We start from the raw sequence: 1,145 nt of genomic DNA, 5'->3' as shown, positions 1-1,145 counted from the left end.
GCGAACGCGCCAAGCTGGCCCGCGTGCTCACCGCCGGGGCCGACGTGCTCCTGCTGGACGAACCCACCAACCATCTGGATATGGAAGCCGTGGAATGGCTGGAGTCCTTTTTGCTGGACTTCAAGGGCGCGCTGGTCTTTGTGGCGCACGACCGCCGCTTCATGGACACGGTGGGCACGCATGTGCTTTACCTCGGCCTTTCGCGCCCCGTATTCCGCAAGGCCACCTATACCCAGTTTCTGACCCTTCAGGATGAGTACAACGCCCAGCGCGAACGTGAAGCCCGCGCCCTCAAGGACGAGCTTGACCGCAAGATGGCCTTTGTGGAGCGTTTCCGCGCCAAGGCCACCAAGGCGCGTCAGGCTGGCTCACGCCAGAAGATGGCAAAAAAACTGGAAAAAGAGCTGGAGGACTACCGGCCGGAACCCAAGCGCAAAGAGCTGAACTTCACCTGGCCCGAAGCGCCCCATTCCGAAAAGATCGTGCTCTCCGCAGCAGACCTGGACTTTCATTTCACTGACGGCAAAAAAATGTGGCCGCCGCTGACCTTCACCCTGTATCGCGGGCAGCGCATCGCTCTGGTGGGGCACAACGGCTGCGGCAAATCCACCCTGCTCAAGTTGCTGACAGGCAGTCTTGAGCGCTGCGGCGGCAATATGGTCACCTCTTCCCAGGTGCGGCTGGGCTACTATACCCAGCACCAGATGGACACCCTGCGCAGCGACACCACGGTGCTCGGCGAAATCCGCCGGCTATCCGACCCCCGCACCACAGAAGAAGAGCTTATGAGCGTGCTCGGCCTCTTCATGCTTGGGCAGGAATACTTTGACCGACAGGTCAGCGGTCTTTCGGGAGGAGAAAAAAGCCGTCTTGTGCTGGCGAGCCTGTTTCTGAAGCGCTGCAACTTTCTGCTGCTGGACGAACCCACCAACCATCTGGACCTTGAAAGCCGCGAGGCGCTCGTAGCGGCCCTGCAAAAATTCACAGGAACCCTGCTTATGGTGGCGCATGACCGCTGGCTGCTCTCGCAGGTGGGCGCGGAAGCGTGGGAGCTTGACAAAAACGGCCTGACCGTGTTCTCGGATTTTGCCGCGTATGACGCAGAGCGCCGCGCCCGCATGGCGGGTACGGGCCAGACGGCCCCG

1 protein-coding gene is annotated in these 1,145 nt (G+C 61.3%); it reads left to right on the top strand.

Annotation, left to right across the window (positions count from 1 at the left end):
• On the top strand, positions 1 to 1,145 hold a 1,145-nt coding region (locus V6C16_RS13865; RefSeq protein WP_333543507.1), incomplete at both ends, for an ABC-F family ATP-binding cassette domain-containing protein.

This window comes from Desulfovibrio sp. 1188_IL3213 (assembly GCF_036763145.1).
GTDB lineage: Bacteria > Desulfobacterota > Desulfovibrionia > Desulfovibrionales > Desulfovibrionaceae > Desulfovibrio.
Note: the sequence above shows the minus strand (reverse complement) of the source record. Positions and strands in the feature narration are given on the sequence as shown.